At 73.4% G+C, this 26,701-nt stretch carries 22 protein-coding genes; 6 read left to right on the top strand and 16 right to left on the bottom strand.

Annotation, left to right across the window (positions count from 1 at the left end; genetic code table 11):
- Window positions 1–2: 2 nt before the first annotated feature.
- Together CK485_RS12705 and CK485_RS12700 are read right to left on the bottom strand one after the other, a co-directional pair.
- Window positions 3–1,274, bottom strand: coding sequence for a glutamate-5-semialdehyde dehydrogenase (locus CK485_RS12705; protein WP_109450011.1), 1,272 nt, complete (start codon window positions 1,272–1,274; stop codon window positions 3–5).
- Between the two features lie 80 nt (window positions 1,275–1,354).
- The gene (locus CK485_RS12700; protein ID WP_109450009.1) at window positions 1,355–2,137 is read right to left on the bottom strand and encodes an oxidoreductase; all 783 of its coding nucleotides are present in this window, start codon (window positions 2,135–2,137) and stop codon (window positions 1,355–1,357) included.
- Window positions 2,138–2,257: 120 nt separating this feature from the next.
- Here CK485_RS12700 and CK485_RS12695 point away from each other — a divergent pair, with 120 nt between their 5' ends.
- Window positions 2,258–2,911 (top strand): ScbR family autoregulator-binding transcription factor, encoded by a 654-nt coding sequence (locus CK485_RS12695; protein ID WP_199239323.1) that lies wholly within the window; start codon window positions 2,258–2,260, stop codon window positions 2,909–2,911.
- Here the strand turns inward: CK485_RS12695 and CK485_RS12690 are convergent.
- The 11 genes from CK485_RS12690 to CK485_RS12640 all read right to left on the bottom strand — a co-directional run bounded on the left by CK485_RS12690 (window position 2,859) and on the right by CK485_RS12640 (window position 17,741).
- On the bottom strand, window positions 2,859–3,488 hold the full coding sequence (locus tag CK485_RS12690) for a ScbR family autoregulator-binding transcription factor (protein WP_109450007.1): 630 nt from the start codon (window positions 3,486–3,488) through the stop codon (window positions 2,859–2,861). The genes CK485_RS12695 and CK485_RS12690 overlap by 53 nt on opposite strands.
- A gap of 78 nt (window positions 3,489–3,566) precedes the next feature.
- Window positions 3,567–4,037 (bottom strand): hypothetical protein, encoded by a 471-nt coding sequence (locus tag CK485_RS12685; RefSeq protein ID WP_109450005.1) that lies wholly within the window; start codon window positions 4,035–4,037, stop codon window positions 3,567–3,569.
- 235 nt (window positions 4,038–4,272) lie between these two features.
- The gene (gene proB, locus CK485_RS12680; protein ID WP_109452891.1) at window positions 4,273–5,412 is read right to left on the bottom strand and encodes a glutamate 5-kinase; all 1,140 of its coding nucleotides are present in this window, start codon (window positions 5,410–5,412) and stop codon (window positions 4,273–4,275) included.
- Window positions 5,413–5,529: 117 nt separating this feature from the next.
- A complete protein-coding gene (gene obgE / locus CK485_RS12675; RefSeq protein ID WP_109450003.1) occupies window positions 5,530–6,966 on the bottom strand; it encodes a GTPase ObgE in 1,437 nt (478 codons plus the stop codon).
- 142 nt (window positions 6,967–7,108) lie between these two features.
- A complete protein-coding gene (gene rpmA, locus CK485_RS12670; protein ID WP_109450001.1) occupies window positions 7,109–7,366 on the bottom strand; it encodes a 50S ribosomal protein L27 in 258 nt (85 codons plus the stop codon).
- Window positions 7,367–7,380: 14 nt separating this feature from the next.
- Entirely contained in the window at window positions 7,381–7,701 is a 321-nt protein-coding gene (rplU, locus tag CK485_RS12665) for a 50S ribosomal protein L21 (RefSeq protein ID WP_109449999.1), read from the bottom strand.
- An 803-nt stretch (window positions 7,702–8,504) separates the two neighbouring features.
- Window positions 8,505–12,242, bottom strand: coding sequence for an Rne/Rng family ribonuclease (locus CK485_RS12660; RefSeq protein ID WP_109449997.1), 3,738 nt, complete (start codon window positions 12,240–12,242; stop codon window positions 8,505–8,507).
- Window positions 12,243–12,459: 217 nt separating this feature from the next.
- Complete coding sequence (locus CK485_RS12655; protein ID WP_109449995.1) at window positions 12,460–13,239, bottom strand: TIGR03936 family radical SAM-associated protein; 780 nt, start codon at window positions 13,237–13,239, stop codon at window positions 12,460–12,462.
- Between the two features lie 259 nt (window positions 13,240–13,498).
- On the bottom strand, window positions 13,499–15,349 hold the full coding sequence (gene asnB / locus CK485_RS12650) for an asparagine synthase (glutamine-hydrolyzing) (protein ID WP_109449993.1): 1,851 nt from the start codon (window positions 15,347–15,349) through the stop codon (window positions 13,499–13,501).
- Window positions 15,350–15,417: 68 nt separating this feature from the next.
- Window positions 15,418–16,635 carry an MFS transporter gene (locus CK485_RS12645; protein WP_109449991.1) on the bottom strand — a complete coding sequence of 406 codons (1,218 nt, stop codon included), beginning with the start codon at window positions 16,633–16,635 and terminating at the stop codon, window positions 15,418–15,420.
- A gap of 254 nt (window positions 16,636–16,889) precedes the next feature.
- Window positions 16,890–17,741, bottom strand: coding sequence for a Scr1 family TA system antitoxin-like transcriptional regulator (locus CK485_RS12640; protein ID WP_109449989.1), 852 nt, complete (start codon window positions 17,739–17,741; stop codon window positions 16,890–16,892).
- A 237-nt stretch (window positions 17,742–17,978) separates the two neighbouring features.
- Between CK485_RS12640 and CK485_RS12635 the strand changes: the two genes are divergently transcribed.
- A complete protein-coding gene (locus CK485_RS12635) occupies window positions 17,979–19,259 on the top strand; it encodes an MFS transporter (RefSeq protein ID WP_199239322.1) in 1,281 nt (426 codons plus the stop codon).
- A gap of 95 nt (window positions 19,260–19,354) precedes the next feature.
- On the opposite strand, the gene CK485_RS12630 is transcribed toward CK485_RS12635, so the two are convergent.
- Window positions 19,355–20,431, bottom strand: a complete 1,077-nt coding sequence (locus CK485_RS12630; protein ID WP_241968320.1) for a helix-turn-helix domain-containing protein — start codon at window positions 20,429–20,431, stop codon at window positions 19,355–19,357.
- A 112-nt stretch (window positions 20,432–20,543) separates the two neighbouring features.
- On the opposite strand from CK485_RS12630, the gene CK485_RS12625 reads away from it, so the two are divergent.
- Window positions 20,544–21,356, top strand: coding sequence for a thioesterase family protein (locus CK485_RS12625; RefSeq protein WP_109449985.1), 813 nt, complete (start codon window positions 20,544–20,546; stop codon window positions 21,354–21,356).
- Between the two features lie 100 nt (window positions 21,357–21,456).
- Here the strand turns inward: CK485_RS12625 and CK485_RS12620 are convergent, their stop codons facing one another.
- Window positions 21,457–22,698: a cytochrome P450 gene (locus CK485_RS12620; protein ID WP_109449984.1), complete on the bottom strand. Its 1,242-nt coding sequence runs from the start codon at window positions 22,696–22,698 to the stop codon at window positions 21,457–21,459.
- A 92-nt stretch (window positions 22,699–22,790) separates the two neighbouring features.
- On the opposite strand from CK485_RS12620, the gene CK485_RS12615 reads away from it, so the two are divergent.
- From CK485_RS12615 to CK485_RS12605, 3 genes are all read left to right on the top strand, one after another.
- Entirely contained in the window at window positions 22,791–23,708 is a 918-nt protein-coding gene (locus tag CK485_RS12615) for a LysR family transcriptional regulator (RefSeq protein WP_109449982.1), read from the top strand.
- 166 nt (window positions 23,709–23,874) lie between these two features.
- Entirely contained in the window at window positions 23,875–25,398 is a 1,524-nt protein-coding gene (locus tag CK485_RS12610) for an AlkA N-terminal domain-containing protein (RefSeq protein WP_109449980.1), read from the top strand.
- Between the two features lie 48 nt (window positions 25,399–25,446).
- Window positions 25,447–25,989, top strand: a complete 543-nt coding sequence (locus CK485_RS12605) for a methylated-DNA--[protein]-cysteine S-methyltransferase (RefSeq protein WP_109449978.1) — start codon at window positions 25,447–25,449, stop codon at window positions 25,987–25,989.
- Window positions 25,990–26,139: 150 nt separating this feature from the next.
- On the opposite strand, the gene CK485_RS12600 is transcribed toward CK485_RS12605, so the two are convergent.
- On the bottom strand, window positions 26,140–26,701 hold a 562-nt coding region (locus tag CK485_RS12600), incomplete at its 5' end, for an ACT domain-containing protein (protein ID WP_146214561.1).

Genomic DNA, 26,701 nt, shown 5'->3' with positions numbered 1-26,701 from the left:
GATCAGCGGACGTGGCCGTCGCCGGTGACCACGTACTTGGTGGAGGTCAGCTCCGGCAGCCCCATCGGGCCGCGGGCGTGCAGCTTCTGGGTGGAGATGCCGATCTCGGCGCCGAATCCGAAGGCGCCGCCGTCGGTGAAGCGGGTGGAGGCGTTCACCATGACCGCGGTGGAGTCCACCAGGGAGGTGAAACGGCGGGCGGCGCCCTGGTCGCGGGTGATGATCGCCTCGGTGTGGCCGGAGGACCAGCGGCGGATGTGTTCGACCGCGGCGTCCAGCGACGGCACGACGGCCGCCGCGATGTCGTACGACAGGTACTCGGCGGCCCAGTCGTCGTCGGTGGCGGCCACGACCGGGCGGCCCGCCTGCTCGCCGGCCCGCTGCCACGCCTCGTCGCCGTGCACGGTGACGCCGGCCTCGGCCAGCGCGGACAGCGCGCGGGGCAGGAAGGCGTCGGCGACCGCCGCGTGCACCAGGACGGTCTCGGCGGCGTTGCAGACGCTGGGGCGGGAGGCCTTGGCGTTGACCAGGACGCGCGCCGCCATCTCCAGGTCGGCGTGCTCGTCGACGTAGACGTGGCAGTTGCCGACGCCGGTCTCGATGACGGGGACGGTGGACTCCTCGACGACCGTGCGGATCAGCGAGGCACCGCCGCGCGGGATGAGCACGTCGACCAGGCCGCGCGCCCGCATCAGCTCCTTGACCGACTCCCGGCTCTCCCCGGGAACGAGCTGCACGACGTCGGCCGGCAGGCCCGCGGACTCCACGGCGTCCCGCAGGACGCCCACCAGCGCGGTGTTGGAGGCGTAGGCGGAGGAGGAGCCGCGCAGCAGGACCGCGTTGCCGGACTTCAGGCACAGGGCGGCGGCGTCCACGGTGACGTTGGGCCGGGCCTCGTAGACGATGCCGACCACGCCGAGCGGCACCCTGATCTGGCGCAGCTCCAGCCCGTTGGGCAGCGTCGAGCCGCGCACCACCTCGCCGACCGGGTCGGGCAGCGCCACCACGTCCCGCACGTCGGCGGCGATGGCCGCGACGCGCTCGGCCGTCAGGGTGAGGCGGTCCACGACGGCCTCACCGGTGCCGGCCGCGCGAGCCTTGCCGACGTCCTCGGCGTTGGCGGCGACGATCTCGGCGGTACGGGCTTCGAGGGCGTCGGCGATGGCGAGCAGCGCGCCGTCCCGCGCGGCCCGCGGCTGCGGCGCGAGCACGGCGGCGGCCGCCTTCGCGCGGCGTGCGGTGTCGATGACGGGGGACGATGCGGTGGTGGTCATGCCCGAAGGGTACTGATCCGCGCCCAGCTCTCCACGCCGCATCCCACATACCGGGACGAATCCCCGGCGGCGCTCGGCGGTCACAGCGCCTTGAGCGCTCCCCCGTCGATCACGTAGTCCGCGCCCATCACGCTCGACGCGCGGCCGGAGGCGAGGAAGGCGACCAGGTCGGCGACCTCCTCGGGCTCGACGAGCCGGCCGCTGGTCATGCCCATCCCCTGCGGCACCCGCGCCAGGTAGTCGGCGTGCGGGACGCCGCGCTGCCGGGCCCTGCGGGCCGCGTAGCCGTCGGGGTCCTCGTACAGGCCGGTGCGGGTGGGGCCGGGCGTGACGGTGTTGACCCGGACGCCGTGCGGGCCGAACTCCTCGCTCAGCGCCTTGCCCAGCGCGCCCAGAGCCGCCTTGGCGGTGCTGTAGTCGACCGGGCCCCGCCCCGGCATGTGGGCGCCGACCGAGGAGATGTTGATCACCGTGCCGCGGCGCTCCATGAGGGCGGGCAGCGCGGCCCGGACCATGCGGACCGGCGCGAAGAAGTTGAGTTCCCAGGAGCGCCGCCACACCTCGTCGTCCGTGGCGAGGAAGCCGTCCGTGGCGTAGGTGTCGCCGCCTCCGGCGTTGTTGACCAGCACGTCCAGGCCTCCGAGGGCGCCGAGGGCGTCGTCCACGAGGCGTTCGCAACCGTCGGCGGAGGTGAGGTCCACGGCGACCGGGACGGCGCCGGACGCCTTCAGCTCCGGGGTGATCGTGCGGGCCGCCGCGACCACCCGCGCCCCCTCGCGCACCAGCGCGCGCACGATGGCCAGGCCGATCCCCCTGCTGCCGCCCGTCACCAGCGCCGTGCGTTCCGACAGCTGAAGGTCCACCACGTTCCCCTCCCCGCGAGTTCCGCTCGCGCGACCTCGGTCCAGGCGGCGCGCGACGCTACTAGGATCCTACGTAATACGTCGTCACGTACAGTGGTCACGATCCGGGAAGGGCGGCGCGTGGAGACGATCGGGCCCGACACGCGAGAGCGCATCCTGCGGGCCGCGGGACTGCTCTTCGGGCGGGCGGGCTACGAGCTGGTCACCATCAGCGAGATCGTCGAGTGCAGCGGAGTCCCCCGCACCGCCGTCTACCGGCATTTCCCTTCGAAGGAGGCCATCGCCGACGCGGTGATCGCCGTGCAGGACGAGGCACTGGTGCCTCGCGAGGACGGATTCAGGCTCCAGGCGGCGATCGACCTGAGCATGTCCTTCGCCGACATGCTGCGCCACGACCCGATGATGCGCGGCGCGGTCCGCCTCGCCGTCGAGCAGGCGGTCTACCGCAAGCCGCGTGCGACTCCGTACCTGGGCTCGCACGCGGTGACCCTGCGGCTGCTGGAGGAGGCCCGCGACGGCGGCGAACTGCTGCCGCACGTGAACCCCGAGGAAGTCACCCGGCTGGTCGTCGGGCTCTTCACGGGCCTGCAGATCCTCTCCGAGGCGGCCGGCGGCCGCACCGACCTCCTGGATCGCGTGTCGTTCCTGTGGAAGAGCCTGCTGCCCGGCATCGCCGTGCCCACCCTCATCCCCCACCTGGACACCTCACCCCGCCACGGCCTCAGGCCGGCTGCGACTCCAGCAGCGTGCGCCCCCGGTCCGGGTCGATGCTGAGACCGGGCAGGAACCGCGGATGGGCGATGGACGGCAGCAGCAGTCGCCACATCACGGAGATCCGCTGCGGCAGGTCCGCCCGGTCGTTGACGGCCTGGGACAGGATCTGGGTGCCGGTGAAGATTCCCTGGAGCAGGAAGGCCAGCTCGTCGGGATCCACCGTGGGCAGCAGCTCGCCACCCTCCAGCGCCTGCGACAGCAGGGTCGAGGCTGCCACCATGGCACCGCGGTAGTTCTGCCCCGTCTGGTAGGAGCCCTTCTCCACGGTCAGCCGCACCACCGCCCGCAGCACGACGTCGCTGCGCAGCCTCTCGGCGAACATCAAGGTCAGGTCGATCAGCGCCTGGAGCCGCACCGGGTTGTCCGGCAGGATCAGCGCCTCCTCCTGCAACTCCATCAGCGCGTCCGCGAGCGCCCGCTTCCCCGGGAAGTGGTGGTAGAGGGCGCCCCGCGTCAGGCCGCTGCGCGCCAGGATCTCCGTGGTCGAGGTGCCCTCGTAGCCCAGTTCCTCGAAGACCGAGGCGGCGGCCTCCAGAATGCTCCGCCGCGTCCTGACCGCCCGCGCCTGCTGCGCCATGTGCTCTCCGTCCTGCCACCGGGCCCGCCCCACCTCGGATTCTAGTGAGTGCGCGGAAGGCCCGGCCGGGCGGAGCGGTCAGTAGGGGTGCACGCCCACCGGGGTCGCCGGGGGTGGGCCGTAGCCCTCGGAGACGCGCAGGTGGTAGGTCTCGCGGTCGATGACCTCCAGGCCGACGATCTCCCACGGGGGCAGCTTGGCGGTGGCCTTGTGCTCGCCCCACAGGCGCAGCGCTATCGCCGCCGCGTCGTGCAGGTCGCGCGCCTCCTCCCAGTACCGGATCTCCGCGTGGTCGGCGGCGTACCGGCTGGTGAGCAGGAACGGGTGGTCGTGCGCCAGTTGTTCGAGCGCCCTTTTGACCTCGGGCAGCGGTGCCTCGGCTCCGGAGAGGTTCAAGGTGACGTGCCAGAGCCGGGAGGCCTCGCGCTCGCCGGCCCCCGGCTGCGGCCCGCGATCCGGTACGGATTGGCCCACAGGCATGTCCCCGACGCTGGTCAGTGTCCGCCCGGCCGTTCCTCGGGGCGACGCCCCTGGGCGCCCTCGTCTCACCGGCGGCCTCCTGTATGCGGTCCCCGCTCGCCGTGGAAGCGGGTCGTGGTGCGGTGCCGCGCAAGCCCGGCACCGCTGTCGGTTCTCTCTCCCCGCATCAAAGTTGACCAGTCCTGGACGGGCCGCGGGGCGGTTTTCACCAAGAAGCCCCCGGATCACCGACACGTCCACTCACCCGCGCCCCGGCCGCCACCCCCGTACACCGCTGGGGCACGCCGGACCGCGGACGGGCCGGTCAGCGCAGTACGACCAGGTCGTCACGGTGCACGACCTCACGCTCGTAGGCGGGGCCCAACTCGGCGGCCAGCTCACGAGTTGAACGCCCGAGCAGCCGGGGTAGTTCCCGCGCGTCGAAGTTGACCAGCCCCCGCGCCACGGTGACGCCGTCCTCGTCCACCAGGTCCACCGGGTCGCCCGCGGCGAACTGGCCCTCGACGCCGGTCAGCCCGGCCGGCAGCAGCGAGGTGCGGCGTTCGGTGACCGCCCGCACCGCGCCCGCGTCCAGCCGCAGCGCGCCGCGCGGGGTGGAGGCGTGCGCCAGCCACAGCAGCCGGTCCGCCGAGCGCTTGCCGGTGCGGTGGAAGAGGGTCCCGGTGACCCGCCCGGCGAGCGCGTCGGCCGCGTGCGTGGCGGAGGTCAGCACGACGGGGATGCCCGCGGCGGTGGCGATGCCCGCCGCCTCCACCTTCGTCACCATGCCGCCGGTGCCGACCCCCGCCCGGCCCGCGCTGCCGATCTCCACGCCCTCCAGGTCCGCGGTCCCGGCGACCTCCTCGATCCGCCGGGTGCCCGGCTTGCGCGGGTCGCCGTCGTAGAGGCCGTCGACGTCCGACAGCAGCACCAGCAGGTCGGCGTGGACCAGGTGGGCGACCAGGGCCGCCAGCCGGTCGTTGTCGCCGAAGCGGATCTCGTCGGTGGCCACCGTGTCGTTCTCGTTGACGACCGGCAGCGCGCCCATCGCCAGCAGCTTGTCCAGCGTGCGGTAGGCGTTGCGGTAGTGGGCGCGGCGGCTGACGTCGTCGGTGGTGAGCAGTACCTGCCCGACCCGCACCCCGTGCCGGGCGAACGAGGCGGTGTAGCGGGCGACCAGCAGGCCCTGGCCGACGCTGGCGGCGGCCTGCTGCCGGGCCAGGTCCCGGGGGCGCCGCTCCAGGCCCAGCGGCGCCAGCCCGGCCGCGATGGCACCGGAGGAGACCAGCACGACCTCCTTGGCCTCGCGGGCGGTGACCAGCACGTCCACCAGGGCGTCCACCCGGTCGGCGTCCAGGCCGCCGGACGCGGTCGTCAGCGACGACGACCCGATCTTGACGACGACCCGGCGGGCGCTCGTGACCTCCTCGCGCACCGCCCGTCCGTCCCCGTGCTGCCCTGCCACCGCGTCCACCCCACAAGTCCTCGTGACGTACTCCCGCGCAATCTACGGGAACCGGGCCGGGGCGCGCCCGCGCGCACCGTCAGGCGGACCGCCGGCGGCCGGGCCCGTCCGCCGCCCTCAGAACGGGCCGAACTCGTCGAACTCGCGCTGCGCGTCGTCCCGCTCGGCCTGCCGGTCCTTGCGGCGCTGGGCGGCCGGGCGCGGCGCCTCGAAGCGGTGGTCCTCGCCGCGGCGGCCCAGCATCTCGGCGCCGGCCGCCATCGTCGGCTCCCAGTCGAAGACGACCGCGTCGTCCTCGGCGCCGATGACGACCTCGTCGCCGGCCCGGGCGCCGGCCTTGACCAGCTCCTCCTCGACGCCGAGGCGGTTGAGGCGGTCGGCGAGGTAGCCGACGGCCTCGTCGTTGGCGAAGTCGGTCTGTCGGACCCAGCGTTCCGGCTTCTCGCCGCGCACCCGGTAGAAGCCGTCCTCGTGGGTGACGGTGAAGCCCGCGTCGTCGACCGCCTTCGGGCGGATGACGATGCGGGTGGCCTCCGGCTCGGGCTGGGCGGCGCGGGCCTCGGCGACGATGCCGGCGAGGGCGTAGGACAGCTCCTTGAGGCCCTGGTGGGAGACCGCGGAGACCTCGAAGACGCGGTAGCCGCGCGCCTCCAGGTCGGGGCGCACGAGGTCGGCGAGGTCCTGGCCGTCCGGCACGTCCACCTTGTTGAGCACGACGACGCGCGGGCGGTCGGCGAGGCCCGCGCCGTACTCGCGCAGCTCGGCCTCGATGACCTCCAGGTCGGTGGCCGGGTCGCGGTCGGACTCCAGGGTGGCGGTGTCCAGCACGTGCACCAGCACCGAGCAGCGCTCGACGTGCCGCAGGAACTCCAGGCCCAGGCCCTTGCCCTGGCTGGCCCCGGGGATCAGACCGGGCACGTCGGCGATGGTGTAGACGGTCGAACCCGCGGTCACCACACCGAGGTTGGGGACCAGCGTGGTGAACGGGTAGTCCGCGATCTTCGGCTTGGCGGCGGACAGCACCGAGATCAGCGAGGACTTGCCCGCGCTCGGGTAGCCGACCAGCGCCACGTCGGCGACGGTCTTCAGCTCCAGCACGATGTCGCCGCTCTGGCCGGGCTCACCCAGCAGCGCGAAGCCGGGGGCCTTGCGGCGGGCGGAGGCGAGCGCCGCGTTGCCCAGGCCCCCGCGACCGCCCTGGGCGGCGACGAACGAGGTGCCGTGGCCGACGAGGTCGGCGAGCACGTTGCCCCGGCGGTCCTGGACGACGGTGCCGTCGGGGACGGGCAGGATCAGGTCGCGGCCGTCGGCGCCGGAGCGGTGACCGCCCTCGCCCGGCTTGCCGTTGGTGGCCTTGCGGTGCGGCGAGTGGTGGTAGTCGAGCAGCGTGGTGACACCGGCGTCGACGACGAGGATCACGTCGCCGCCGCGGCCGCCGTTGCCGCCGTCCGGGCCGCCGAGCGGCTTGAACTTCTCCCGGTGCACGGAGGCGCAGCCGTGGCCTCCGTTACCCGCGGCGACGTGCAGTTCGACGCGGTCCACGAAGGTGGTCATGACGGATGCCTCCAGATGCGTACAGGGTGGTTCGCCGTGCGGGTCTGCCCGTACAACGTGCTGAGGGCGGACCCGCTTCCCGGGCTACGGGAAACGGCGTCCGCCCTCGGCGTGGTGCTGTGTGTCGTTCCGCTGGGGCCGGTCAGCCGGCGACGGGAACGATGTTCACGACCTTGCGGCCGCGCGCGGTGCCGAACTCGACCGCACCGGCGGCGAGGGCGAACAGCGTGTCGTCCTTGCCACGGCCGACGTTGACGCCGGGGTGGAAGTGGGTGCCGCGCTGGCGGACCAGGATCTCACCGGCGTTGACGGCCTGGCCGCCGAAGCGCTTGACGCCGAGCCGCTGAGCGTTGGAGTCGCGACCGTTCCGGGTGGACGATGCGCCCTTCTTGTGTGCCATCTCTTCTCAGTCCCTTACTTCGCAGCCGTGGGGATACCGGTGATCTTCAGCGCCGTGTACTGCTGGCGGTGGCCCTGACGGCGGCGGTAACCGGTCTTGTTCTTGTACCGCAGGATGTCGATCTTGGCACCCTTGTGGTGGTCCACGACCTCGGCCTGGACCTTCACGCCGGCCAGGACCCACGGGTCGCTGGTGACCGAGTCGCCGTCGACGACGAGCAGGGTCGAGAGCTCGACCGTGTCGCCCACCTTGCTGGTGGAAAGCTTGTCAACCTCAACGATGTCACCGACAGCGACCTTGTGCTGGCGGCCACCGCTGCGCACGATTGCGTACACGCGGATCTCACTCTCTTCGCTCGAAATGGCACCCCTGATGCCAGCCACTCGTGCGGCACGGGCCGCGAAGGGTGAGGGGCCTCTCCCGGCGGGCCGGGAGGGATTCGCTCAGGAGCGGGCGCAGAAACGCCGAAGGTCAAGGTTACGGGGCCGCCCCGGATGGGTCAAACCGGCTCCGCGGGCCCTGCGCGGGCCCACGGGGAGTACGGGAAGGCGGAGTCGGGGCGGGCGGCGCGGCGCGCGAGCCGGCTCCCGCGCCCCCTTGCGAAGCGGTCCCCTGAGCGGGTGGGCGCGGATGGACACGGCGGGCACCGGCGGGCGCTGCGCCACAGCAAGCGCCGAAGGCGCGCTGGGCCCTGCCGGGGCACTGGGCACGCGGGAGGCGCCGCCGGACACTGCGCGCGCGAGGCGCACCACCCGGGAGCTGCGGGCGCTGCGCGCACCCCGGGCACTGCGGTGCTGCGCGGACCCCCGGGCACTGCGGTGCTGCGCGGACCCCCGGGCACTGCGGTACTGCGCGGACCCCCGGGCACTGCGGGCGCGACGCGCACCACCCGGGCACTGCGGTGCGGCGCGCCTCCGGGCACTGCGGTACTGCGCGCACCAGCCACGCGCGGCCGGGCCGCGTTCGACTGGTCTGCGAGGGCGCTCGCCGTCCGCGTGGGCGGCCCGCCGCACGGCGCCGGGCGGCGGCCGTCCCCGCCGGGCCGCTCGCCGTCGGTCCGGCCCCCCGTCCGCCCCTCGGACGCCGAAAGGGCCGCGACACCCCTCCCGGGGACGCCGCGGCCCTTCACGCGTGGTGCCTACTCGTCGGACGACTCCGGGGCGGTCGCCGTCTTCTTGGCGGCGGCCTTCTTCGTCGTCTTCTTCGCGGCCGTCTTCTTGGCCGCGGTCTTCTTGGCGGCGGTCGTGGTCTTCTTGGCCGCCGTCTTCTTCGCCGCCGTCTTGCGCGGCGCGCGCTTCTTCGGGGCCTCCGCCTCCGGCTGCGCCTCCTGTGCGGCGGTCGCGGGCACCACGACCACCGCGGCGTCGCCCTCCGCGGCGGGCGGCGGGCCCGCGGGCGCCGACGCCTTACGGGTGGCACGGCGGCGCGGACGCACCGGCTCGGGCTCCGGCGCGGGCGCGGTCTCCGGCTCGGGCGCGGCGACCGGCTCGGCCTGGGCCGCCGGCTCCGGCGTCGAGGGCGCCACCACGATCTCCGCCTCCGCGGCCTGCGCCGGCGCTCCCGCGGGCGAGCTGGCCTTGCGGGTGGCGCGGCGGCGCGGACGCGCCGGGGCGGGCTCGGGCGCGGTCTCCGGCTGGGCCTCGGCGACCGGTTCCGCGACCGGGGCGGCCTGCGGCTCGGCGGGCGGCGCGACGACGATCTCCGGCTCGACGTCCGAGCTCGGCGGCGGCCCCGCGGGCGCGCTCGCGGCGCGGGTCGCACGGCGACGGCTGCGGCCGCGCCGGGTCGCGGTGGCCGCGGCCTCCGCCTCGGCCGCGCTGCCGAACCACTCCTCGGCGGCCTCCTCGGCCTCCTCGGCGACCGCTTCCGGGGCCTGCGGCTCCTCGAACGCCTCCAGCGTGTCGGTGACGTCCTTGACGGCGATCGCGCTGCCCTCCACCGGCTGCTCCGGTGCGGAGTCGGCGCCGCCGCGGCCCTTCTTCTTGCGCTTGCCGCCGCCACCGCCGCCGTTGGTGGTCGTCTGGTCCATGTGGACGATGACGCCGCGGCCGTTGCAGTGCACGCAGGTCTCGGAGAACGACTCCAGCAGGCCCTGGCCGACCCGCTTGCGGGTCATCTGCACCAGTCCCAGCGAGGTCACCTCGGCGACCTGGTGCTTGGTGCGGTCCCGGCCCAGGCACTCCAGCAGACGCCGCATCACCAGGTCGCGGTTGGACTCCAGCACCATGTCGATGAAGTCGACCACGATGATGCCGCCGAGGTCGCGCAGCCGCAGCTGGCGCACGATCTCCTCGGCCGCCTCCAGGTTGTTCCTGGTGACGGTCTCCTCCAGGTTGCCGCCCTGGCCGGTGAACTTGCCGGTGTTGACGTCGACCACGACCATCGCCTCGGTGCGGTCGATCACCAGCGAACCGCCGGACGGCAGCCACACCTTGCGGTCCAGCGCCTTCAGCAGCTGCTCGTCGATCCGGTACGTGGCGAAGACGTCGACGTCGGACGTCCACTTCTGGAGGCGGTCGGTCAGGTCGGGCGCGACGTGCGAGACGTAGCCGTGGACGGTCTCCCACGCGGTCTCGCCGCTGACGATGACCTTGGAGAAGTCCTCGTTGAAGATGTCGCGCACCACGCGCACGGTCATGTCCGGCTCGCCGTACAGCAGGGTCGGCGCGTTGCCGGTCTTGGCCTTCTTCTGGATGTCCTCCCACTGCGCCTGGAGCCGCTGGACGTCGCGGGCCAGCTCCTCCTCGCTCGCACCCTCGGCGGCGGTGCGCACGATGACGCCGGCGTCCTCGGGGACGATCTTCTTGAGGATCTGCTTCAGGCGGGCCCGCTCGGTGTCGGGCAGCTTGCGGCTGATGCCGGTCATCGAGCCCTCGGGCACGTAGACCAGGTAGCGGCCGGGCAGCGAGACCTGGCTGGTGAGCCGGGCGCCCTTGTGGCCGATCGGGTCCTTGGTGACCTGGACCAGCACGGGCTGGCCGGACTTCAGCGCGGTCTCGATGCGGCGCGGGCCGCCCGAGAGGCCGAGCGCCTCGAAGTTGACCTCGCCCGCGTAGAGCACGGCGTTGCGGCCCTTGCCGATGTCGACGAAGGCGGCCTCCATCGACGGCAGGACGTTCTGCACCTTGCCCAGGTAGACGTTGCCGACGTAGGAGGTGGCCTGCTCCTTGTTGACGAAGTGCTCGACCAGGACGCCGTCCTCCAGGACGCCGATCTGGGTGCGCTCGCCGTTCTCGCGGACCACCATGACGCGTTCGACGGCCTCACGGCGGGCCAGGAACTCGGCCTCGGTGATGATCGGCACCCGGCGGCGGCCCTGCTCGCGGCCCTCGCGACGGCGCTGCTTCTTCGCCTCCAGGCGGGTGGAGCCCTTGATGGACTGCACCTCGTCGGACGGCTCGGTCTTCTTGCGCGGCTCGCGGATCTTGACGACCGTGCGCTCCGGGTCGTCCGCGCCCGTCTCGCCGCCCGCGTCGGACGCGGAGTCACCGCTGCGGCGGCGACGGCGACGGCGACGACGGCTGCTGCTGGAGCCGCCCTCGTCCGTGTGCTCGTCGCCCTCGTCGTCGTGCTCGGCGCCGTCGGCGTGCTCCGCCTCGTGCTCGTGGTCCTGCTCGTCGTGCTCGTCCTCGGCGCCCTGGGCCTCGTCACCCTCGCCGGACTCGCCCCGGCGACGGCGACGGCCGCCCCGGCGCCGACGACGGGACGGGCGGTCCCCGTGCTCGTCGTGGTCGTCGTGCTCGTCGTGCTGGTCCTGCTCGTCGGCGCTCTCGGCGGCCTCACCGGACGCGGTGTCCGGCGCCTCGGCGCGCGTCTCCTCGGCGGGGGTCTCCTCGGCCGGGGCGTTGCGGCGACGGCGGCGGCGACGGCCGGCGCCCTCGGCCTCGTCGTCGTCGGCCTCGTTCTGGCTCCGGTCGCTGCCGGGCGCGGCGGGACGCTCCTCGGGGGCGACGAAGACGGGGGCCTGGAAGACCGCGGTCGGCGGGCGGACCGCGCGGCGACGGGAGCGGGCGGGGGCGGGCTCGGACTCCGGCTCGGCGGCCGGTTCCGGCGCCGCCTCGGCCTCGGGTGCCGTCTCGGCCTCAGGTGCCGCCTTGGTCCTGGTCCTGCGCCCGGCCTTGGCCTTGGGCTCGGTGGCGGGGGCCGCGGCGGTGCGCGCGGCCTCCTCGGTCTCCTCGGCCTCTTCGTCCTCGGCCCGCGGCTCGTCCTGCGCGGTCACCGGGGCGGCGGCGTGGTCGTCCTTGGGCGCCAGCGCGCCGGGCTTGAGGCGGCGCGAGTCGTCCTGGACAGGCGCGGCGGCGGCCTTCTTACGGGTACGGCGGGCGCGCTGCGGCTTCTCCTCCGGCGCGGGCGCGGCGGCCTCGGCGGCGGGGGCCTGCTCGGCGGGCGCCTCGGGTGCCGCCTGCGCGGCCGCTTCCTGCGCGGGCGCGGGCGACGCGGACTTGCGGGTCGCCCGACGGCGGGTGCGCGGCGCGGGCGCCTCGGCGGCGGGCTCGGCCTCGGCGGTGGGCTCGGCCGTCTTCGCCGGTTCGGCGGGCGTGGCCGGTGCGTCGGGGACGGCGGTCTCGGCGGCCGTGGGGGACCCGGCGGGCGCGGTGGCCTTGCGGGTGGCGCGGCGCCGCGTGGTCCTGGCCGCCGGGGCGGCCTCCTCGGCCGGGGCGGCGGCAGCGGCCGGGGGCTCGGAAGCCGGGGCGTCCGCGGCGGGCGCGTCCTGCGCCGTCACGTCCTGGTTCCCCGCGGCCTGGGCCGGCGGTCCCGCCGGACGCGAGGCGGCTCGCCGCCTGCGCCGCGGCGGGGTGCTGCCGCTGGTCGCGGCGGCGGTGTCTTCGCTGGTGGGCGCCTCGGGCGCCTCGTTGCCTGGCTCGTTGTCGAGCATGCGGGCATGTCTCCCGTCACGCTCCCGGGCGCCGCGCTCGGTTCCGGCGGCGGTCCCGCTGCTTCACGGTTCCGCCGCCCGGGGCGCGGGCGCCACACGGGAGCTGTCGTCTCGCTCGCCGGGCCCGTTGATGTCCGGGTCAGGCGAAAGTCTCCTGGTCAGCGCGTCCCCGGACCCGGGTGGCTCCCGGTCGTCGGTGACGCGTCGACGACGTGTCCTACGCGGAACCGGCCGGCACCGTCGCGACGGGCAGCCCGGCGGCCGTGGGTGAGGCGGCCAAGGCAGCGTCGCGGTCTGGCGACAACGGATCGGTCACCGTGCCGGACTCCTCGTCGAGCGGCCCCTGCGCCAGCCTGGTCACCGCTGCGGGGACCGGCGGCGCGAGGTCGGCCGTCGCACGGAGGCCGGACAGGACGTCGTCGGGTCGTACGGCGGGTGTCAGATGCCGAACAACCAGCCGCAGTATCGCACAGGCCGCCTGCCCGGGCCCATCGGCACCGTCCGGCGACACCTCGGTGAGGCTGACCACGGCGCCGCGCGCGTCGAAGGCGCGCACGCCGTTCTTGGTCGTGCGGCGCACCTCCACCGCCTCGGCGGCGAGGAACGCGTCGGCCGCGCGGCGGGCCTCGGCAGGGTCGACCCCGTCGAGCCGCAGCTGCCACACCGACGCCTCCAGCCGGTCGGCCAGACCGGAGGTGCGCGCCTCCACGGCGTCCGTCACGTCGAGGCCGTCAGGCAGCGATTCGTCGAGCAGGGCCCGCAGCCGCTGCGGGTCGCGGGGCTCGGTCAGCGCGATCTCCAGGTACTCGGCCTCGCTGCCGACGCCGGTGGGTGCGGCGTTGGCGTAGGAGACCTTGGGGTGCGGGGTGAAGCCCGCCGAGTAGGCCATCGGCACCTCGGCGCGGCGCAGCGCCCGCTCGAAAGCGCGCTGGAAGTCGCGGTGGCTGGTGAACCGAAGGCGTCCCCGTTTGGTGTAGCGCAGACGGATGCGCTGCACCGCCGGTGCCGGAGGCGGCCCTTCGGGCTGTCGCTTGCCCAGTGTCGTTCAGTCCCTTTGTACGTGTCGTGGGCCCTGAGCGGGCCCCTCACTGCGTACTCCAGGTTACGCGGTCCGGCCGCGGGCCCACCAGGCGCGGCCTCGGCGGCGGGGAAAGGGGCCCGCCCCCGGCTGCCGGGGGAACAGCGCGGGGGCGGGAGCGGGTGGCGGACGGGCGGACCGCCCTCGGTTCAGGCCGCCGGGGAGCCGGCGGCGGGGGTCAGTCCTCGACGGTGACCTCGTACCGGTCGAGCCAGGCGTTCACCCACAGCGGGACCTCCAGGTCGATGCGGGTGATCTGGGTGCTGTTCTCGCTGACCGGGCTCTCCAGGCGGCGCCGCACCTTGGCCATGTCGAGCAGGGGGCGGACGGGCGCGTCGGGGTTGGCGGCGAGTTCGGCGAGGCGGGCGTGGAGGTTCTTCTCGTAGCCGGAGTCCTGGGTGCTGGGGTAGGGCGCCTTGACGCGTTCCACGATCGAGGTGGGCAGCAGGTCGCGGGTGGCGGCGCGCAGCAGGCTCTTCTCCCGGCCGTCGAAGGTCTTCATCGCCCAGGGGGTGTTGAAGACGTACTCGACGAGCCGGTGGTCGCAGAACGGCACCCGCACCTCCAGGCCGACGGCCATGCTCATGCGGTCCTTGCGGTCGAGCAGGGTGTTGAGGAAGCGGGTGAGGTTGAGGTAGCCGATCTCCCGCATCCGCTTCTCCAGGCCGGTCTCCCCCGGCAGCACCGGCACCTCGGCGATCGCCTCGTGGTAGCGGGCCCGGCGGGTGCCGGGGAGGTCGAGGGTCCGCAGCAGGCCGTCGTCGAAGAGCGGGGTGCCGTCGTAGAACGGGCCGGGGGTGCTCGTCAGCCACGGGAAGGTCTCGGCGGTGAGCACCTCCGGGTCGTGGAACCAGCTGTAGCCGCCGAACAGTTCGTCGGCCGACTCGCCGGACAGCGCGACCGTGGAGTGGGCGCGTACGGCCTGGAAGAGCAGGTAGAGCGAGGGCCACAGGTCGCCGTACCAGACCGGCGGCAGGTCGGTCGCGCCGAGGACGGCGGCGCGCACCATCGGGTCGCTCAGGTCGTCGCTGTCGAGGAGGATCTCGTGGTGGTCGGCGGCGACGTGCCGGACGAGGTCGCGGACGAAGGGCGCGTCGGGGGTGGCGCGCAGCGGGTCGGGCACGAAGTTGTCGGCGGCGCCCACGAAGTCGACGGAGAACGACCGCACCGGCCCGGCCCCCCGCCCGGCCAGCGCCTTGGCGGCCAGCGCGGTGACGGCGGAGGAGTCCAGGCCGCCGGACAGCAGGCTGCACAGCGGCACGTCGGAGATCAGCTGGCGCGAGACGGTGTCCTCCAGCAGCTCCCGCACGGTGCGCACGGTGACGTCCAGGCTGTCGGTGTGCTCCCTGGCCTCCAGCGCCCAGTAGCGGCGCTTGGCAAGGCCCTCGCGGCGGACGGTGACCAGGTGTCCCGGGCGCACCTCCTTCATGCCGGTGAACAGGGCGTGCTCCGGGGTCTTGGTCATGTCGAGCAGCTCGCGCAGGCCGTCGAGGCCGATGCGGCGCGGGACCTCGCGGTTGGCGAGGATCGCCTTGGGCTCGGAGCCGAACAGGACGCCGTGCGGGGTGGGGTAGTAGTAGAGCGGCTTGACGCCCATCCGGTCGCGGACCAGCAGCAGTTGCTCGCGGCGCGCGTCCCACAGGCCGAAGGCGAACATCCCGTTGAGCCGGTCGACGAACGACTCGCCCCACTCCAGGTAGGCGCGCAGCACCACCTCGGTGTCGCTGCGGGTGCGGAAGGTCTGGCCGCGCGAGATCAACTCGGCGCGCAGCTCGCGATAGTTGTAGATCTCACCGCTGAAAGTGAGGACGGCTAACAGGCGGCCGTCCTCCTCGGCACTCATCGGCTGGCGGCCGCCCTCCAGGTCGATGACGGAGAGCCTGCGGTGGCCGACCGCGGCGTGCCGGCCGGTCCAGGTGCCCTCGTCGTCCGGGCCGCGGCAGGCCATGGTGTCGGTCATGGCCCGTATGACGTCGGCTTCCAGGCCGAGGTCGCGTTCGAAGTCCACCCACCCGACGATTCCGCACATGTCATGTCCTCCTTGATGGCTGTGTCCTGGGGATCTGCGGCCGGAGTACGGGCCCGGGCGGGCCGCGGTCACTCCTGGCCGGGGAAGGCGTGGCGGCGGGCCAGGTGCGCCCGGACCGCGGCCACCGTCAGCAGGGCGACGACGCCGCCGAGCTCCAGCACGGTGGACGGCGAGGTGCGGTCGACGATGACGCCGCCGACCAGCGCGCCGATCGAGATGGTCGCCTGGAACGAGGCGGTGAACAGCACGGACGCCGCCTCGGGGTGCTCGGGCGCGGACTTGACGAACCAGGTCTGCGAGCAGACCGGGACCGCGCCGTAGGCCACGCCCCACACGATCAGCAGGGCGATGGCGCCCGCGTCCCAGCGGCCGAGCACCGGCAGCAGCAGGGTGGCCGCCGCCAGCATGGCCGCCGCGGTGGCGAGGACCAGGTGCGGGCGGCGGGCGACGACCGCGCCGCCGGCGAAGTTGCCCGCGATGCCCGCCGCACCGTAGACCAGCAGGAACACGGTGATCATGCCGGGGCTGACGTGCGTGACCTCCTGGAGGAACGGGCTGACGTAGGTGTACGTGCCGAAGTGGGCGATGACGACGAGGAAGGTGAGCAGCAGCGCGAAGCGGGTGTTGACGCCGCGCAGCATTCCGCGCAGCACGCTGAGCCGGGTGGTCTGCCGCGGCGGCAGCGCGGGGACGACGGCGAGGATCGCGGCGAGCACGGCGACCGTGAAGACGCCCATGACCAGGAAGGCGGTGCGCCAGCCCGCGACGTTGCCGATGAGCGTGCCGACGGGAACGCCCAGGACCGAGCCGAGCGGCACCGCGGAGAAGATCACGGAGGTGGCGCGGGCGACGGACGCGGCGGGGACGAACCGCTCGGCGAGCCCGGCGCCGATCGACCAGAAGCCGCCGATGGTGATGCCGACCATGACCCGGGAGACCAGCACGAGCCAGTAGCCGGGGGCGAGGGCGGCGAGGAAGTTGGCCAGGGCCAGCAGTCCCATGAAGGCGCAGAGCATCACGCGGCGGTCGACGCGGGCCGTGGCGACGGTGAGGGTGGGGGCGGAGACGGCGGCCAGGAACCCGGGCATGGTCATCATCAGGCCCGCGGTGCCGTCGGAGATGCGGAAGCTGGCGCCGACCGAGGTCAGCAGTCCGATCGGCAGGATCTCGGTGGTGACGATGGCGAAGATGCCCATCATCACGGAGACCACGGCGAGCCAGCCGGTCAGGGGCGAACGTGTGGTGCGCGTCGTACCGCCGACGACAGGTGTGGTGGCTGTGGACATGGTTTCCCGTCCTGTGCTGGGCGCTCGGTGACTGTGGGATCAGTCCAGCAGCACACGGGGGCGGGAGTCCGGCAGGAATCCGACGTCTGTCTGGCGACGATGACGTCGCGAACCTGCCAGTGACCTCGTCGCGCGGGCACGGGGACGCGGCGACACGCCGGGCCGCGGTCGGACGGTCGGTTGATCGGCCCACCTGCCGACTCTCGACCTCCGCGCCCTTCCGGCGGCCGGTCGGTCCGTCGGCCGGTGCCCGGTCAGTCGGTCAGCTGGTCCCAGTACTCGGCGGCCATCACGATGAGCCCGCGGGCGGTCGCGCCGTAGGCCGCGCAGACCGCGACGGCGTGGAAGGCCCGGTGGTACTCGGCGACCTGGCGCGAGTCGACGACCCGCTGGCGCTCGCCGGTCAGGGCGTCGACGCGTACGTGCGTCTCGTGCAGCCAGAAGCTCGCGGAGGGCCAGACGGCCGGCTCGGCGTCGGACGGCACGACGCCCAGTTCGACGTTGGGCAGGGTGGCCACGTAATCCAGGTGGGCGAGTTGGGCGGCCATGTCGCCGGTGGCGCAGACCTTGGTGTAGAGCGCGAGTTCGTCGACGAGAAAGGTGTATCGCCGCCAGTTTTCCCGCAACTGCCTCTGGAGTGACTCCAGTTCACGGATCGCGGATTCGAAGGAGTCCATCGCGCCACGCCAGCTGAGGATCTTCGTCAAATGCGCCCGGGCATAGGCGTCGGTCTGAAGGAGCGACGGGATGAACTTGTGCTCGTAGACCCGCAGATGACCGCTTTCCTCGTTCCGCATGAAGAAGCCTCCCTCCGAGGCGGGCGCGTCCGGACCAGGCTTCGCCGAAGGCGCCCGGTCGAGGTGGGCGACCGCCGCGATCAGGCTCTCCGTCTGCTGCTCGGCACGGGTCCACGCGCACCAGGCGGCGATCTCCTGGCGGGTGGGCACACGACGGCCCGCTTCGATCTGGCTGATTTCCATCGGGCTAATTCCCGAAGCTACGGCCAAAGCTTCGACGCTGAGATCGGCGTGATCCCGTAGTTCCCGCATGCGGACGCCCAGTCGGTGCCTGGCACCGTCCGTGGGCCGCGGGGACGGTGAACTCATGGAGATACCTCATCCGGTTGTTCCGCACCAACTGACCGCGGGAAAGGGGAAGGCGTCCGGGACACCCAACAACATGGCGGCCGACCTTGGCAATAACGATCCTGCACTCGGTCGGCCGCCAGTTGCGCGGCCGTCCCGCCGGGCTCCCGTGACCACGCGAGGCATGCCCGAAACTGCACGCATGTTGTCGTTTCCGACACTCGTGATCGCACCCCCGCCTGGCGCACGATCGTGGCCGTGAACGAGAACACACGCATTGCGAGCAGCCCGGTGACCCCCCGGGCCGAGCGGGGGCCGGCCGTCCCCGCGGCGGTCCCCCGCCCGGGCCGCGCCTGGCTGCGGGCCGCCGTACCGGTGGTGGCGATCGGCTGGGGCGCCCAGCAGTTCACCCCGCTGCTGCTGCTCTACCAGGCCCGGCTCCACCTGTCCGCCACCACCGTGCAGGCGACCTTCGTGCCGTACGTGATCGGCCTGATCCCCGGGCTGATGTTCGGCGGGCCCTGCTCCGACCGGTTCGGCCGCCGCAAGGTCATGCTGCCCACGGTCGTGCTGTCGGTGCTGGGCACCGTGCTGCTGATCGTCGGCGCGAACGGGCTCGGCTTCACGCTCGCCGGACGCCTGGTGTCCGGCATGGCGAGCGGCGCGGGCTTCAGTTGCGGCGGTGCCTGGATCAAGGAGCTGTCGGCCTCCTCCGGCGACGCCGACCACGGCCCGCGGCGGCTGACGGTGTCGATGGGCATCGGCTTCGGCCTCGGTCCGCTCGTCGCGGGCGTGCTGGCCCAGTGGGCCCCGGACCCCACCGTGATCGCGTACCTGCCGCACCTGCTGATCTGCGCCGCCGCGTTCGCCTGCCTGCTCACCGTGCCGGAGACCCTGACCCCCTCCCCCGGCACCAGCTTCCTGCGCAACCTGCGCCTCCACGAGGTGCGTGAGCGGCGCTTCGTCACCGTGGTCCTGCCGCTGGCGCCCTGGGTGTTCATCGCCGTCGCGGTGGCCGTGGGCTACCTGCCGGGGCTGGTGGCCCATCAGATCGCGGGCGATCCCCTGATGTTCAGCGCCCTGGTCGTCGTCGCGAACGCGGGAGCGGGCATCTTCGTCCAGCCACTCGCCCGCAGGCTGCACACCCCGCCGACGCCCCGGCTGCTCGGCTGGGCGCTGGCGATCGTGGTGGGCGGCATGCTGGTGGCCGCGCTCGCCGCCTGGCTCCACCAGCCCGCGCTGGTGCTGGTGGCCTCCCTCGTGCTGGGGTCCGGGTACGGCTGCTGCCAGTTCTACGGGCTCACCCAGGTCCAGCAGCTGGCCTCCCCCGAGCACCTGGCCGGGCTCACCGCGACCTATCAGGCCGTCACCTACGTGGGCATGATGGCGTCCTACCCGCTGGCCGCCATCGGCTCGGTGGTCCCGGCGCCCGCGGTGCTGCTGGGGGTCGCCGTGCTGGCGGCGCTGACGCTGGCCTGGACGACCAGGGCCGCGGCGGTCCGCGCCGCGGCGCCGTCCGGGGCGTCGCTCCCCGCGTGAACGGCCGTCGCACGCGCCGCCGCACCGGTCACGGCCGGTGCGGCGGCGCGTCGCGGGCGGCACGGTGGCGGGCTTCCGCGCCGGGGTGCCGTCGGTCAGTGGCAGATCAGTTCCAGCGGACGCCGCCGGGCGAGCAGTTCGGCGCGGCCGCCGGAGCGCCGGGCGAACTCGGCCTCCCCATCGGCCGGTTCGTCCTCCGCCTCCGGCACCAGGGGCTCGGCCTTGAAGGTGCGCCGGTAGGTGTCGGGCGAGACGCCCACCATCCGGTTGAAGTGGCGCCGCAGCGTGCCCGCGGTGCCCATCCCGGTCTGGGCGGCGATCTGCTCGATGCTCTGGTCGGTGGTCTCCAGCAGTTCCTGGGCCTGGTTGATCCGCTGCGACAGCAGCCACTGCAACGGGGTCTTGCCGGTCACCGCATTGAAGTGGCGGCTGAGGGTGCGGGTGCTCATGTTGGCCCGCCGCGCCAGGTCCACCACCGTCATCGGCTCGTCCAGCCGGGCCGTCACCCACGGCAGCAGGTCGGCCAGCGGGTGGTCCTGGCCGCTGACCGCGGGCGGCGCCACGAACTGCGCCTGCCCGCCGTCCCGGTGCGGTGGCATCACCAGGCGTCTCGCGAGGGCGTTGGCGACCGCGGCGCCGTGGTCGAGCCGCACCAGGTGCAGGCACAGGTCGATCCCGGCCGACTTGCCCGCGGAGGTCAGGACGTCGCCCTCGTCCACGTACAGCACGTCGGCGTCGACCGTGACGCCGGGGTAGCGGGCGGCCAGCAGGTCGGCGTGGATCCAGTGCGTGGTGGCCCGGCGGCCGTCCAGCAGACCGGCGGCGGCCAGCACGAACGAGCCGGTGCAGATCGACACGATGCGCGCCCCCGCGTCGTGCGCCGCGCGCACCGCCTCGACCAGCTCGGCCGGCGGCTCCTCCGCGACGTCACGGCAGGCGGGGATGATCACGGTGTGCGCGGTGGCGAGTTCGTCCAGGGAACGCGCGCCCTCGGGACGGAACCAGCCGCCGAACCGGGCGGAGTCGGAACCGCACACCATGAAGTCGTACCAGGGATCGGCCAGATCGACCCGGTTGACACCGAACACCTCACACGGCGCGGCCACCTCCAAGATCGGAATTCCGTCCGAGATCGCGACGGCGACGGTTCGGGGCATGTCCGTTTCGGGCATGACTACATCCTGTCCTTGAGAGGCGGACACGGTCAACGGTGATGCTTTTTAGGAATCGCGGCGCAGTGCCGACGAGTTATCCCATCCAATTGATACGGCGAGGACGGCGGCTATGACAAACAATTCCGCGGGCCCGGATTCCGCTTCGGATTTCTTCTACCGGGACCTGGGCGGCGGGCGCTACGAGAGTACCGCCGCGACGGCGGGACCGTGGAGCCCGAAGGCCCAGCACGCCGGTCCGCCCTCGGCGCTGCTGGGCCGGGCGCTGGAGCGGCACGAGCCCCGGCCCGGATTCCGGATCGCGCGGGTCACGCTGGAGCTGCCGCGCCCGGTGCCGGTCGGTGACGTTCAGGTGGCGGTGCGGACCGTGCGCTCGGGCGGGCGGGCCGAACTTCTGGAGGGCGAACTGAGCGCGCAGGGACGGCCGGTGATGTACGCGCGGGCCTGGCGGATCGCGGCCGCGCCCGGCGACACCCCGGCGCTGCGCCCGCTGGCCCCGCCGCCCGAGCTGCCGGGCCCCCAGCCGCTTCACACCATGGCCGGCGCGCACCTGGACGGCTATGTCTCGGCGATGGAGTGGCGCTTCGAGCCGGGCGGGGGGTTCGACACGCTCGGGCCCGGCACCGCCTGGGTGCGCCAGCGCGTCCCGCTGGTGGCCGGTGAGGACGACACGCCGCTGACCCGCGCGCTGACGGTGGCGGACAGCACGTGGGCGGTCGCCTTCGAACTCGACCACCACCGCCGCCTGGTGATCAACACCGACGTCACGCTCGCCCTGCACCGCGAGCCGGTCGGCGAGTGGTTCTGCCTGCGCGCCGCGACGGCGGCGAGCCCGGACGGCTCGGGCCTGGCCTCGGGCACGCTGGACGACGCGGCCGGGGACTGCGGGCGGGTGGTGCAGACGCTGCTGGTCGCCGAACGCTGAACGAGGGCGCGCGGCAGGCGTGTTGGCGGCGGCGTGGTCGCGTGCCGGTGCGCCGTCCCGCGCGGTGCAGCGGAGGACGGCGCACCGGGTCCGTGGGCGGCTAGGGCCAGTCGACGAGCAGGTGCTTGGGGCCACGGAAGGAGACGTTGGCCGGGAAGGTCAGCTCCTGGTCCTCCACCAGCCGCATGCCGGGCGCCCGCTGGGCCAGCAGGTCGAGGGCGATGCGGGCCTCCATGCGGGCCAGGGCGGCGCCGATGCAGTAGTGGATGCCCTTGCCGAAGGCCAGGTGCGCGCGGACGTCGCCGCGCATGATGTCGTAGTCCTCGGGCGCGGAGAAGTACTTGGGGTCGCGGTTGGCGGCACCGAGCAGCAGCAGGATCTTGGCGTCCGCGGGGATCTCCACTCCGCCGACGGTGACCGGGCGGGTGGTGATGCGCCGCCAGGCGATGATGCTGCTGTCGTAGCGCAGGGTCTCCTCGACGGCGGCCGTAACCAGCGAGCGGTCGGCGCACAGGGCGTCCCACTGCTCGCGGTGGCTCAGCAGCTGGCGGATGGCGTTGCCGGTGAAGTTGGTGGTCGTCTCGTGGCCGGCGAAGCTGAGCCCGTAGGCGACGTTGGTGATCTCCTCCAGGCTGATCGCCTCGGGGTCCTCGCGGTGGATGCGGATCAGGTCGCTGGTGAAGTCGTCGACCGGGTCGGCGGCCCGCTTGGCGACGAACTCCTCGCAGTAGCGCCAGTAGTGGACCATGTTGGTGGCGATCTCGCGCTGCTCCTCGGGGCTGGGGCGGCCCCAGCTGAAGGCGATGCGGTTGCCGCACCAGCTCTTGAGCATGTCCATGTCCTCATCGGGGAAGCCGATGAAGGTGAAGATCATGTAGGCGGGCAGCGGGTAGGTCAGAGCGGGGACCAGGTCCACCCGGCCCGGGCGGATGTCGTCCACCAGCTGCGTGGCCTTCGCCCACACCTTGGGCTCCAGCACGGAGACCCGGCGGGCGGAGAACCCCTTGAGGTTGTGCCGCCGGATGCGGGTGTGCTTGGGCGGGTCGCAGTCGGACATCACCGGGCTGGCGTGGAACCCCCCGGCGATGATCGCGCGGGCCTCGTCGGTGAGCGGGAAGACCGGGCGCTGACCGACGGCCGCGGAAAAGGTGCCCGGATCCTTGAAGGCCGATTCGATATCGTCATAGCGGGTGATCACCCACATGTCGATCGAGGGCGCGTAGAACGCGGGAACCTCTTCGCGTACGGCGGTCATGTCCGGATAAGGGTCCGCGAGATAGGGCTCCGCGAGCGGGTCGAAAGACTGATGGACCGGGCACGATGTCATGTCGGTCATCGCCATGACGCAACCTCCTCGTCTCGGTCCTCCAAGTCTCTTTCTCCTGGCCGGTTTTGGAAATGATATTAATATGATCCGCGTTATAAAGTGAGCTCATGACCGACCGGATCAGCCTGCGCCAGCTGGACTACTTCGTGGTCGCCGCGCAGACCGGGACGATGACCGGGGCCGCGCGCCAGCTGTTCGTCTCGCAGGCCGCGGTCTCCCTCGGCATCGCCGAACTGGAGCGGCAGTTGGGCGTCCAGTTGCTGCTGCGCTCCAAGTCCAAGGGGCTCACCCTCACCGAGGCGGGACGCGTGCTGCTCCCCCAGGCCCGCACCCTGCTGGCCCGCACCGACGAGTTGCAGGCGGGCCTGCGCGACGTCGGGCAGACCCCGGCCGGGGACCTGCTGGTCGGCTGCTTCACCACCATCGCGCCGTTCCTGCTGCCCGGACTGCTGGAGGAGTTCCAGCGCGCCCACCCCCGGGTCCGGGTCGACTTCGTCGAGGGCTCACTCGTCGACCTCCAGCACCAACTCCTCGACGGGCGCTGCGAGGTGGCCGTGCTCTACGGCGTCGACATCCAGCCCGGCATCGCCCACGAGGTGCTCTACGCGACCGAGCCGCACGTACTGCTCCCCCGGGACCACGCGCTGGCGCGCCGCTCCACGGTGCGACTGCGCGACCTCGCCGACCAGGACATGATCATGCTCGACGTCCCGCCCAGCATGCGGTACTTCACCGAGGTCCTCGTCGGCGCCGGGGTCTCACCGCGCGTACGGCACCGCACCCGCAGCTTCGAGATGGTCCGCAGTCTCGTCGCCCGCGGCTTCGGCTACTCGCTGCTCATCCAGCGACCCGCACTCGACTACAGCTACGAGGGCCGCGAGGTCACCGTCCGGCCGATCAGCGACGAGGTCGTGCCGCTGCCCGTGGTGCTGGCCAGGCCCGCCGGGGCCACGCCGACCCGGCGCGCCGCCGCCTTCGCCGCCTTCTGCCACGACTGCGTCGCCCGCGACCCCGGCCTGGGCTGACGGCGGCCTGGGCTGACGGCGGCGGTTCGGGCGGGCCGGTCGTGCGGGCGGCTCGCGGGCGGGGCACGGGAAGGCGGCCTCCGCGGGCGCCCGCGGCAGGGCGGCTCGTAAGGGTGATGTCGGAATTCCGCCAGCCGACCGGGCTCCGGGGCCGCATCCTGGAGACATGTACGAAGACACCGAGCGATGTGTCCGGGCCGTGCAGTCCAAGGACGCCCGGTTCGACGGGTGGTTCTTCACCGCGGTACTGACGACCAGGATCTACTGCCGCCCCAGCTGCCCGGTCGTACCCCCCAAGCCGCGCAACATGAGCTTCTACCCGAGCGCCGCCGCGGCCCAGCAGGCCGGGTTCCGGGCCTGCAAGCGCTGCCGCCCGGACGCCACGCCCGGCTCCCCCGAGTGGAACGAGCGCGCCGACCTGGTCGCCCGGGCCATGCGGCTGATCAAGGACGGCGTCATCGACCGGGACGGCGTGCCGGGTCTGGCCGCCCGCCTCGGCTACAGCACCCGGCAGGTCGAGCGCCAGCTGCGCGCCGAGCTGGGCGCCGGTCCGCTCGCCCTGGCCAGGGCCCAGCGGGCGCAGGCCGCGCGGCTGCTGATCGAGACCAGCACGCTGCCGATGGCCGAGGTGGCCTTCGCCGCCGGGTTCTCCTCGATCCGCTCGTTCAACGACACCGTACTCATGGTCTTCGGGCTGCCCCCGACCGAGCTGCGCCGCCGCAGCCAGCCGCAGGCGGCCGCGGGAAGCCTGGCGCTGCGGCTCCCGTACCGCCAGCCGCTGTGCCCGGACAACCTCTTCGGCCACCTGGTCGCCACCTCGGTGCCCGGCGTCGAGGAGTGGCGTTCCGGCGCGTTCCGGCGCACCCTGCGGCTGCCGCACGGCCACGGCATCGTGGAGCTGCGGCCCACCCCGGCCGCGTACATCGACTGCCGGATGACCGTCTCCGACCTGCGCGACCTGACCACGGCGATCAACCGCTGCCGCTGGATGCTGGACCTGGACGCCGACCCGGACGCGGTGGACGAGCAGTTGGGCGCCGACCCGGTGCTGGAGCCGCTGGTCCGCAAGAATCCCGGCCGCCGCGTCCCGCACACCGTGGACGGCCCCGAGTTCGCCATCCGCGCCATGCTCGGCCAGCAGGTCTCCACGGCCGCCGCCCGCACCCACGCCGCCCGGCTGGTCACCGCGCACGGCACGCCCGTCACCGACCCCGGCGGCGGTCTGACCCACCTGTTCCCCGAGCCCGCCGACCTGGCGGAGCTGGACCCGGCGACCGTCGCGTTCCCGAAGAAGCGGCAGGCCGCGCTGAACGGCCTGATCGGCGCGCTGGCCCGCGGCGACCTCGACCTGAGCCCGGGCTCCGACTGGCAGAGGACCCGCGCCGACCTGGCCGCGCTGCCCGGGATCGGCCCGTGGACGGTGGAGACCATCGCGATGCGCGCGCTGGCCGACCCGGACGCGTTCACCGCCACCGACCTGGGCGTCAAGCTCGCCGCCGGCGCGCTGGGCCTGCCCACCACGCCCGTGGCGCTCACCCGGCACAGCGCGTCCTGGCGCCCGTGGCGCGCGTACGCCGTGCAGCACCTGTGGGCCACCGGCGACCACCCCATCAACCACATGCCGACCGCCGACGTCGTCGCCGCGCCGCCCGCCCCCGCCCGGGCCACCGCGGCCGCCACCGCGACCTGAGGCGCACCGGCGGACCACACCGCGAACAAGGCAGGCAAGGAGAACACCATGAGCGCCGTTGGCGCCGGTGAGCGCGTGCACACCGTCATCGACAGTCCCTACGACCCCCTCACCCTCGTCGCGCAGGGCGAGCACCTGGTCGGCCTCTACATGGTCGACCAGCGGCACCGCCCCGAGCAGGCGACCTTCGGCCCGCGCCTGGACGCCGACGACCACCCGGTCTTCGCCGTCACCCGCGACCAGCTCCGCGAGTACTTCGCGGGCCACCGCGACACCTTCGACCTGCCGCTGATGCTGCGCGGCACCGCCTTCCAGCAGCGCGTGTGGACGGCACTGCGCGAGATCCCGTACGGCGAGACCTGGACGTACGGCGAACTCGCCCACCACATCGGCCGGCCGTCGGCGTCCCGTGCCGTCGGCCTGGCGAACGGCAAGAACCCGGTGGGCGTCATCGTCCCCTGCCACCGCGTCGTCGGCTCCGACGGCAGCCTGACCGGCTACGGCGGCGGCCTGGAGCGCAAGCGCGCCCTGCTGGAGCACGAACGCGCCCTCGCGCCGTCCGGCGCGCAGCAGCAGGCCCTGGTCTTCTGACGGTCGGTCCGCCGGCGGCCGGTCCTGTGACAGCCTGCGGTGCGCCCGGGCGCGTGCGCCCGTTCCCCCAGCGGCCGGGGCCGCGGTGTGCCGGCGTCTCCCGTCACACCGCGGCCCCGGCTCCGTTCGAGCCCGTGGTGCCGCCCGCTGTCAGGCCAGGCTGACGAAGCGGGCCGAGGTGGCGCCGATCTCCCCGGCGATCTCCGTGATCAGATGCGGGGCGACCTCGCTGTCGATGGTCAGCGCCACCAGCGCCTCGCCGCCCTCGGTGGCCCGGGCGACCTGCATGCCCGCGATGTTGATCCCGGCCTCGCCCAGGACCCGGCCGACGGTGCCGATGACACCGGGCATGTCCTCGTAGCGCAGGAACGCCATGTGGTCGGTGATGTCCAGGTCCACGTCGTAGTCACCGATGGCGACGATCTTCGGGCGGTTGCGGTTGCCGGCCAGCGTCCCGGAGACGGAGACCTCCTCACCGGTCGCCAGTGTGCCGCGTACGGTGACCAGGTTGCGGTGGTCGGGGGACTCACTGCTCGTCATGAAGCGCACCTCGACGTCCCGGGCGCGGGCGAACAGGGGTGCGTTGACGTAGGAGACGGTCTCGGCGACCACGTCCTCGAACACGCCCTTGAGCGTGGACAGTTCGAGGACCTTCACATCATGCTGCGTGATCTCACCGCGCACCTCGACATCCAGCCGCACCGCCACCTCA

The sequence above is a fragment of the Streptomyces sp. ICBB 8177 genome (assembly GCF_003144095.1).
GTDB lineage: Bacteria > Actinomycetota > Actinomycetes > Streptomycetales > Streptomycetaceae > Streptantibioticus_D.
This window is presented reverse-complemented; position numbering and strand designations above follow the sequence as displayed.

Excerpts from the sequence above, each read along its gene's own strand:
- CK485_RS12705 (WP_109450011.1), bottom strand. The coding sequence starts at position 1,274 with ATGACCACCACCGCATCGTCCCCCGTCATCGACACCGCACGCCGCGCG.
- CK485_RS12690 (WP_109450007.1), bottom strand. The coding sequence starts at position 3,488 with ATGGCGCAGCAGGCGCGGGCGGTCAGGACGCGGCGGAGCATTCTGGAG.
- obgE (WP_109450003.1), bottom strand. The coding sequence starts at position 6,966 with ATGACCACCTTCGTGGACCGCGTCGAACTGCACGTCGCCGCGGGTAAC.
- rpmA (WP_109450001.1), bottom strand. The coding sequence starts at position 7,366 with ATGGCACACAAGAAGGGCGCATCGTCCACCCGGAACGGTCGCGACTCC.
- CK485_RS12660 (WP_109449997.1), bottom strand. The coding sequence starts at position 12,242 with ATGCTCGACAACGAGCCAGGCAACGAGGCGCCCGAGGCGCCCACCAGC.
- asnB (WP_109449993.1), bottom strand. The coding sequence starts at position 15,349 with ATGTGCGGAATCGTCGGGTGGGTGGACTTCGAACGCGACCTCGGCCTG.
- CK485_RS12645 (WP_109449991.1), bottom strand. The coding sequence starts at position 16,635 with ATGTCCACAGCCACCACACCTGTCGTCGGCGGTACGACGCGCACCACA.
- CK485_RS12640 (WP_109449989.1), bottom strand. The coding sequence starts at position 17,741 with ATGAGTTCACCGTCCCCGCGGCCCACGGACGGTGCCAGGCACCGACTG.
- CK485_RS12630 (WP_241968320.1), bottom strand. The coding sequence starts at position 20,431 with ATGCCCGAAACGGACATGCCCCGAACCGTCGCCGTCGCGATCTCGGAC.
- CK485_RS12625 (WP_109449985.1), top strand. The coding sequence starts at position 20,544 with ATGACAAACAATTCCGCGGGCCCGGATTCCGCTTCGGATTTCTTCTAC.
- CK485_RS12620 (WP_109449984.1), bottom strand. The coding sequence starts at position 22,698 with ATGGCGATGACCGACATGACATCGTGCCCGGTCCATCAGTCTTTCGAC.
- CK485_RS12615 (WP_109449982.1), top strand. The coding sequence starts at position 22,791 with ATGACCGACCGGATCAGCCTGCGCCAGCTGGACTACTTCGTGGTCGCC.
- CK485_RS12610 (WP_109449980.1), top strand. The coding sequence starts at position 23,875 with ATGTACGAAGACACCGAGCGATGTGTCCGGGCCGTGCAGTCCAAGGAC.
- CK485_RS12605 (WP_109449978.1), top strand. The coding sequence starts at position 25,447 with ATGAGCGCCGTTGGCGCCGGTGAGCGCGTGCACACCGTCATCGACAGT.